Annotated in this window: 7 protein-coding genes and 2 pseudogenes; 3 read left to right on the plus strand and 6 right to left on the minus strand. The window is 53.0% G+C overall.

Going from position 1 to position 6,905, the window contains the following annotated elements; all coding sequences use genetic code 11:
• Nucleotides 1-121 precede the first annotated feature (121 nt).
• Together umuD and ACUXAC_RS26810 are read left to right on the plus strand one after the other, a co-directional pair.
• Nucleotides 122-538, plus strand: a complete 417-nt coding sequence (gene umuD, locus ACUXAC_RS26805) for a translesion error-prone DNA polymerase V autoproteolytic subunit (protein WP_442531674.1) — start codon at nt 122-124, stop codon at nt 536-538.
• 5 nt (nt 539-543) lie between these two features.
• Nucleotides 544-1,299, plus strand: a pseudogene (locus tag ACUXAC_RS26810) (DinB/UmuC family translesion DNA polymerase); the annotation flags it as partial.
• Between the two features lie 62 nt (nt 1,300-1,361).
• On the opposite strand, the pseudogene ACUXAC_RS26815 reads toward ACUXAC_RS26810, so the two are convergent.
• A pseudogene (locus ACUXAC_RS26815) lies at nt 1,362-1,499 on the minus strand (hypothetical protein); the annotation flags it as partial.
• Between the two features lie 109 nt (nt 1,500-1,608).
• Here ACUXAC_RS26815 and ACUXAC_RS26820 point away from each other — a divergent pair.
• Nucleotides 1,609-2,034, plus strand: a complete 426-nt coding sequence (locus ACUXAC_RS26820) for a hypothetical protein (protein ID WP_454267144.1) — start codon at nt 1,609-1,611, stop codon at nt 2,032-2,034.
• 50 nt (nt 2,035-2,084) lie between these two features.
• On the opposite strand, the gene ACUXAC_RS26825 is transcribed toward ACUXAC_RS26820, so the two are convergent.
• The 5 genes from ACUXAC_RS26825 to ACUXAC_RS26845 all read right to left on the minus strand — a co-directional run.
• Complete coding sequence (locus tag ACUXAC_RS26825; RefSeq protein ID WP_454267145.1) at nt 2,085-3,074, minus strand: pesticin C-terminus-like muramidase; 990 nt, start codon at nt 3,072-3,074, stop codon at nt 2,085-2,087.
• 1,007 nt (nt 3,075-4,081) lie between these two features.
• On the minus strand, nt 4,082-5,005 hold the full coding sequence (locus ACUXAC_RS26830; protein WP_454267146.1) for a Replication protein: 924 nt from the start codon (nt 5,003-5,005) through the stop codon (nt 4,082-4,084).
• Between the two features lie 449 nt (nt 5,006-5,454).
• The gene (locus ACUXAC_RS26835) at nt 5,455-5,715 is read right to left on the minus strand and encodes a replication regulatory protein RepA (RefSeq protein ID WP_170853589.1); all 261 of its coding nucleotides are present in this window, start codon (nt 5,713-5,715) and stop codon (nt 5,455-5,457) included.
• A gap of 460 nt (nt 5,716-6,175) precedes the next feature.
• On the minus strand, nt 6,176-6,409 hold the full coding sequence (locus ACUXAC_RS26840; protein ID WP_454267147.1) for a hypothetical protein: 234 nt from the start codon (nt 6,407-6,409) through the stop codon (nt 6,176-6,178).
• An 88-nt stretch (nt 6,410-6,497) separates the two neighbouring features.
• A partial coding sequence (locus ACUXAC_RS26845; RefSeq protein WP_454267148.1) for a hypothetical protein occupies nt 6,498-6,905 on the minus strand: 408 nt, incomplete at its 5' end.

Here is a 6,905-nt window from a genome sequence, read left to right on the forward strand (position 1 = left end):
TGAGCGTAGAGGGACTTTTCGTCCATGGCGGTGACCTCTGGCGATTAAATACACCATTATCATGCCTTCAGCCACCACAACAAGGGAAGACCCATATATATACAGATAAATTATGCCTATTATGAACACGCGAGAATTGTATTTTTTTTCACCAGGCCAACCTGTAAAACTCCCACTCTACGGGACACCATGCCCGGCAGGCTTCCCCAGCCCTGCCGACGATTATATTGAACAATCAATTGATTTAAATGATTTTATTCGACACCCGGCCGCCACATATTTCATCCGCGCAACGGGCGAGTCAATGAGCGATGGTGGCATACTCTCAGGGGATTTGCTGATCGTCGATCGGGCTGAAAAACCCGTGCATGGCAGCATCGTGATCGCCGCGGTCGACGGTGAGTTTACCGTCAAGCGGCTGCTGCTGACCCCCAGGGTTTGTCTGGCGCCGATGAATCCAGCCTATAGCCCAATTTACCCCGAAGAACTGGAAATTTTCGGAGTGGTGATCCACGCCCTGCACTCATTCGGAGGGTGATCATTAGACAACGACGGTTGATGGCGTTACTGCCGGTCAGCGAAATTTGGGGATGTGGGCGCCAGTTGACCAAAAAGCTGGCTGCCATGGGGATCACGACTGCACTGCAGCTTGCCGATAGCAACCAGGCGTTGATACGCAGAACGTTCGGGGTTGTGCTCGAGTGCACCGTGCGTGAACTGAACGGTGTACCGTGTATCTCGATCGATGCGCTGCCGGCAAAGCAGCAGATCATCGTCAGCCGGTCATTTGGCCAGCGCGTCACGCAGCTGCAGGACATGCGCCAAGCGGTGTGCCAATACGCGGAACGCGCCGCCGAGAAATTGCGCCGAGAGAGGCAATACTGCCGGCACATTTCGGTGTTTGCACGAACCAGCCCCTTTGCACCTCATGAGCCTTATTACGCCAACAGCCACAGCGTTCAGCTTATGTTGGCCACGCAAGACACCCGCGACATTGTTGCGGCGGCTGTGAAAGCCCTCAATGTGATCTGGCGTGACGGTTTTCGCTATCAAAAAGCGGGCATAATGCTTAACGATTTCTGTGACAAACCCGGGCAGATCGATCTGTTCGACGAACATCCACCGCGCGCCGGTAGCGAACAATTGATGAAAGCGGTCGATGGCATAAATCACTCTGGGTTGGGGAAAGTCTGGTTTGCCGGCCAAGGGATCAATAAAGTTTGGGCAATGCGCCGCGAACTGCTTTCCCCCTGCTACACGACACGACTCAGCGATCTTCCCGTCGCCAGGCTGACGTAACCTTCTATATCGCCGTTTTTCGATATCCAAACTGCCCCCTAGTACGTCAGGGCCGGCCACTAGTTCAGAGCATACGTGAACGCCTTCGCCAGCTCCGAGTGTCGTGACAGGGTTTTCAGCTGTGGTTTAGCTTTTTGCTGACGTTCGGCAAGCAGTTGCTCCGCCGGCATTCCTCTTATATTGGCCCTCAAACCCCATAAACAAAACGTGGACGCTGCTTGATGATAGCGATTATCACTTTCATTGGAATGTGGCATCTGTGATGCTACCATCACAGAACGTCATATCACTTTGAAAAGGACAAGCAGGATGAAAACAAGAGCAGTGCTGGCAACTCTGGTTTTATGCAGCAGTTTTTATTCCATCGCTCAAACGGCCGACACCACAAGCGCTGAAATTCTCAACCGTCTGGATATGACCTCCTTTCACAACTCTCTGGGGCCGCGTCATTTGAAACAGGGCACAACATTAACTGAGTTAAAAAGCATCACAGTTTCCAGTGAGAAAGGAATGGCAACTGCAACTAATTCGGACAAGAGCTGGATTTACGCGTTGAAAGTGTTGGATGAAGACAAACAGAAAGAAACCTATACGGTTTGCTTTAACGACAAGGCGTTACCTGGCCCTCCGACTTACAACAACAGCCAGGAGCTGGTTGTGAAGAAAAGTTCCCAGGGAACTTACAAGGTTATTCAGGTCATTGCCGAAAATTCAGCGTGTGCATCGGCGCAGTGATCCAAATAAAATGCCTGGGAATTGGAAAGGCATAATTCCCAGGCGCCAGTTTATTTCAACTTACCGCTATTGATATCGGATTGGATCAATGCCGCTTCCGATTGCCTCCGCGTCGGATAGGCGTCTCCGAAGTTGTTGAGTTCATTGACCACATTGGTCCACTGCTTCTGCGTGACATAGCTCCAGAACGTGGGGGCCGCCTGCGCCAGGTTTTGACCATACTGATAGGCAACGCTGACGATCGCAGTACGCGTGTTGAGTGGTAATGCGCTAAACGGGCTGCCGGCCGCCGAGGAATAACGGCTGGCCATGCCGGCTGAGTATTGGTTGACATAAATATTGGAGATGTCCATCGCCTGTGATTCGGGCAATGACAGGGGAGACTGGTTCAACTTATCGACCGCGGATTGCCCTTTCAGTCCCAGGTATGGCGTTAAAATATCGACCAGATTTTGCGGCACGCCGTCATTCAGCATGGATTGAGCGGTACGCCCCCCAAGGTCAATACCCACGCCAATTGTCACGCCGGATTGGCCTAAAGCATTACCGGCCGCATCACGAGGAACATAGCCGGCCGCATGAAAACCCTCTTTCTCACGGATAAACTCCGTTTTGGCGATACGGTTAGAGTTGGACAGGAATGAGGTCATCTGGTTGACGTCGCCGAAGGTGATGAACGTGGTGTCAGATAAGACCAGGATCATCGACCCCTGCTTCCAGACATCGCCCAGGCGATTAAGCTCGTTCAGGGCGTCACTGAAATTCTTGTACGTCAGTAACAGGCGTTTATCACCACGCTCGATAGAGACGGTATCGTCGTAAGGGAGTTCGCCTGTCAGCGGATCGATGGTACTTTGGTTACGTTTCGTGGCATCAAAGACATCATTATTGATAGCAAGAACCATGAAATCATCATGACCGGCGATATGAAACGGTACTGGGAAATTAAGCCCGCCGCCGGCGTTTCCGCCTGTGACAGGCACGCCATCAGGCGCTGAAGGGGACGTGGGTTTACCGATAACGACAATAGTATCACTCATAGTAAATTCCTCTTTGCGATTAAAAAAGCGCGCAGACAACTGTATGCACAACCAGTAAATTACCTTGTCGATATCGTTTCAGCGATTGAGCCGTGTTGTGCCATTGTTCACACAACAGCAGCGCGTTATGCGCGTTAGCGCATGAAGGCGACAGCTGGGCGGCAATAGAACACCATCAGGTCAGGGTCGCCGGTAACGCGGCGTAGCCGCCCAGGCTTGATAGGTATCGCCTATCCCATCCCTCGCCCTGCAAGACAAGTCCCGCTAAATGCAACGTATATCTTTGTGTGCGCCGTCGGAGTGGTCACGACAAGGCGTAGCCGCAGTCGGGGCGTATCTCCGCGTTAGCGGGCCGTGAGGGCCGCTTACGGGCGTGTACGTAGAGCCTGCAGCAACATCTCTGGCAGCGACAAAATCGCTAGTTAAAACATCCATCATTAAAAGCGACTCTGTTCCGGCCCTTTGGGCCGGGGCGGGGCCGCTTTTCAGCGGTGGTGAGGGGGTTTGTGGGGCTAAGGTTGGCTAATTTCATTGGTTGGGAAATTTCGGTGGTTCCGGCGTGGGTGCAGGTCCTTTTGCCTGCAGTCGTGACTGCAGGTGCTACATCAGGTTTTTGTTAAGAGAGGCATGGAACTGAGTAAGGCTCTGTTTTTTGCCCGAACAAAGTGAGGGAGGTACTCAACAGCAACGGCGAAAGCCGGTGCGCTGAGTGACTCCCTTTATTTAAAGGGCTTAGTTTGTTCAGAAACAACCTTCGAAATTAAGCATCTCTCCGCGCATTTTTTCGAAGTTAACTGTGATTACGAAATTAATGTCGAAGCTAAGTGTTCATTCGACGTCGATAGCTGTTGTCCGCCCCCCGGATCGACGTCAACGGTCGCCAAAATCGCGCCGGCATCACCCGAAACAGGCCAGAACAATGGTCAACCTGGTGTCTGTCGCGGAAAACAGGCAGCACAAAACCCCCGGGGGTCAGGCAGGGTAACAATTCTGTATGTCGGAAGAAGTTAGGCTGAGATGACGCCGGCGCGCTCCAGCAGCAGCCGGTAGAACGCCTCCGGATCGCTGTTCAGCAGTCCGGGCTGTTCACGTTTGAGCGTATTCTCCAGCTCCATCGCCTTCAGCGGCGAGCGGCCCATCGTCCACTGCACCCAGGCCTGGTAGAAGCCGTTCTGCTGGCGACGCTTGGCGCTGGCCAGCCGTTTAATATTGTCGGCGGTATCGTCCAGCAGGGTGTCGAGGCGATGTTCGTTCTGCTGGCGCTTGGCCAGTTCGTCCTCGATAACGGTTTCGGCATCTTTCTTGAGATTCTGCAGATCGGGACTCACCACCCAACGCTTGATTTGCTTCAGGCGGTTTTTCAGCGAGTGCTTGCGTTCGATGTCGATCCCCAGATGCGTAATGCGCACCAGGTGACGTTCGTATTTCTTGCGCAGGCTTTCCGTCAGCCCGTTCTTGATGGCCCACAGACGGTACTGATCCAGCCACTGGCGAATTTCGTGAACATGGATACCTCGACTGGTGAAGAATTTCTCCGTCAGCCAGATGCGCAGTGGCTTGTTCTGACCGGTGTCAGTATCCTGCCCGCGCGACACGATGAGGTAGTCCAGCTGCTCGAGCACCGACAGCGCATGCAGCGCCACGTCATACGCCTTGCGGCCGCTTTCGTATACGTGCAGCACCCCCATCGCTTTGGCCACGTCCTCGAACGGCAGCATGATCTCAAACGGGTAGTCGCTGTCCGGGTTGTAGTCGCAGTTGGCGCCCAGCACCATCGAGAGCACCGTCAGCGCTTCACGGCTCTCCGACCGCGCGGCAATGCGCATCGGTTTGGGACGGTAGTCCGGGTTATTGCGTTGGGTATAGGGGATATAGCCCTGCCGGCGCAGACCGATCAGGTCATCATTACGCCGCCAGTCGTGACTGCTCATGCGCGCCACCACCTTGCTAGCCATGCCTTTCGGCACACGACAGCACAGATTGGGCGTATAGCGACGATGAATTTTTTGTTGCCCGCGCCGAAGCGCATTAGCTTCGCCCCGCCGGGAGCTACGGGATTCATTGATGTGGTGCTCAACATTCGCAAATTGGCTATTCAAATAGCCCTTCGCTTATGTTGCGCAGAAGGAGTTGAATTTTTTTTGGCACAATTCTATACTCCCTGCATAGAGCAACGCTTCTATACAGTTTTAAGTGGGCCCCGGTAATCTTCTCAGTCGCCAAACTAGTCGAAGATTATCGGGGTTTTTGCTTTCTTGGATTCAGCTCAAACAGCCTCAGAACCCATTCCTTGCCACCTTTCGGCGTGGCCAACCAAAAAATTCTTCAAACGATCAGTAATCTAGCACCAGAGCAAAAACCTAGCAAGAAAGTAAACCATTTACTTTTCCGCAAGTCGTCTATTTGCTTCGCGCTCAATCAGCATCTCAATCATTTGTCCTTGAGTTAGCCCCTCATCTGAACAAAACTCAATCAGTTGTTCTTTTAAAGGATTTCGGACAAAAACATTAATCTCTTTATGCGTTGCACGTTTCCGAGCTATCGATGCCAACTGCTTCTCAGAAGCAGTCATAGCATTACCCTTTCTGTACTGACGCTTAGTTTTCGATGAGGAAGTAACTGCGTTTACGGACTGTGACATTTCTGCCTCCCCAAGGATCTGAAAAGGATCGTTTGGCAAAGCGTACTACAGAATCCGTAACTTAGCAGCATAAAAAGCATTTTTCAGTCCCGTTGGCGCGGGATGATAGATAAAAATGCAGGAAGAGCGGACGACCAGAACCCAGGGGCTCAAGCCGTCATAGAGTTACAGAAAGGCAGTACCTTTCTGTGCATGGGGTTTGGGGAGTAACGGAACAGTAAACACCGTTAAGCGGTCATTTTAAGTAGCCAAAAATTATCCAGCCAATTTACATCGCCGATTGCCATTTTCAGCCACCTCTTTTACGATAGCCAAATTACCTATACTCATCTTTTCCGCTTGCAGAGCAAAAAACACAGTTGATCTCAACAGATTGATTTACCTGTTATTGACCTCTCAATTGAACCGCTTAACCGTCTTTTTGGTTCCACGACTCCCCAAACCCAGTGGTGGCCGGCGCTCATTTGCCGAACGCCCGTTCGCGGGCGTCCAACTCATCATCGCTGGCCAACAGCCCGTCAACTGACATGTCCCTGTTTTTCCAGGCCAACAATGACTTGATGTCGTCAGAGCGTCGTTGACGATGCGCCTTGATCAGGTTGCGCCGCCGGGCGTTGTCAGCCATTGCCTTGCGCGCCAGGTCGCCGCGCGCCTTCAACATGGCCAGGTACAGTCGGTATTCCTGTTTATCCATGGCACAATTTCCTTTATGGGATGGATGGGTCGTGTCAATTTTATATTGGGACGACGCAGTCATCGGACAACCGGCGGGCGTCAGCGCCTCACCCGGGTTCATCATGCCGAGGCATCACCATGTTGAGCACGCCGATATCGGCTATCACGGCCCGCACCAGTGCCCAGCATTTGATAAATGCCAGCACGTTGAGCAGCGGAAAAAGCCAGTAGCTGCTGCGCCCCAGGGCAATTCCCACCGACGGCGGAAATACCACCGCAATCATCGTGAGGCAGGCCATCAGCGCATTGAGGTGGCAACTGCGCTCAAACACCCGCTGCGTCTGCCGTCGCCCCGTCGCCGAGAACGTCGTTTGCGTGCTTAATCTGACCAGCGTAGGGTGCAGCAGGGCCGTCACCGGCAACAGGCCGGGGCGTTTCACCAGGCCCAGCAGCGCCTGCTCTACCTGGTCAGTGACCCGGTGATGGTGGGCAAAGCGGTGAATGGTCTCGCGCGC

This window comes from Serratia sp. 121840015-1 (assembly GCF_053627655.1).

Bases quoted from the DNA above. Each gene is read 5' to 3' on its own strand.
- ACUXAC_RS26825 (WP_454267145.1), bottom strand. From the start codon at position 3,074: ATGAGTGATACTATTGTCGTTATCGGTAAACCCACGTCCCCTTCAGCG.
- ACUXAC_RS26840 (WP_454267147.1), bottom strand. From the start codon at position 6,409: ATGGATAAACAGGAATACCGACTGTACCTGGCCATGTTGAAGGCGCGC.
- ACUXAC_RS26830 (WP_454267146.1), bottom strand. From the start codon at position 5,005: ATGAGCAGTCACGACTGGCGGCGTAATGATGACCTGATCGGTCTGCGC.
- ACUXAC_RS26835 (WP_170853589.1), bottom strand. From the start codon at position 5,715: ATGTCACAGTCCGTAAACGCAGTTACTTCCTCATCGAAAACTAAGCGT.
- umuD (WP_442531674.1), top strand. From the start codon at position 122: ATGAACACGCGAGAATTGTATTTTTTTTCACCAGGCCAACCTGTAAAA.
- ACUXAC_RS26820 (WP_454267144.1), top strand. From the start codon at position 1,609: ATGAAAACAAGAGCAGTGCTGGCAACTCTGGTTTTATGCAGCAGTTTT.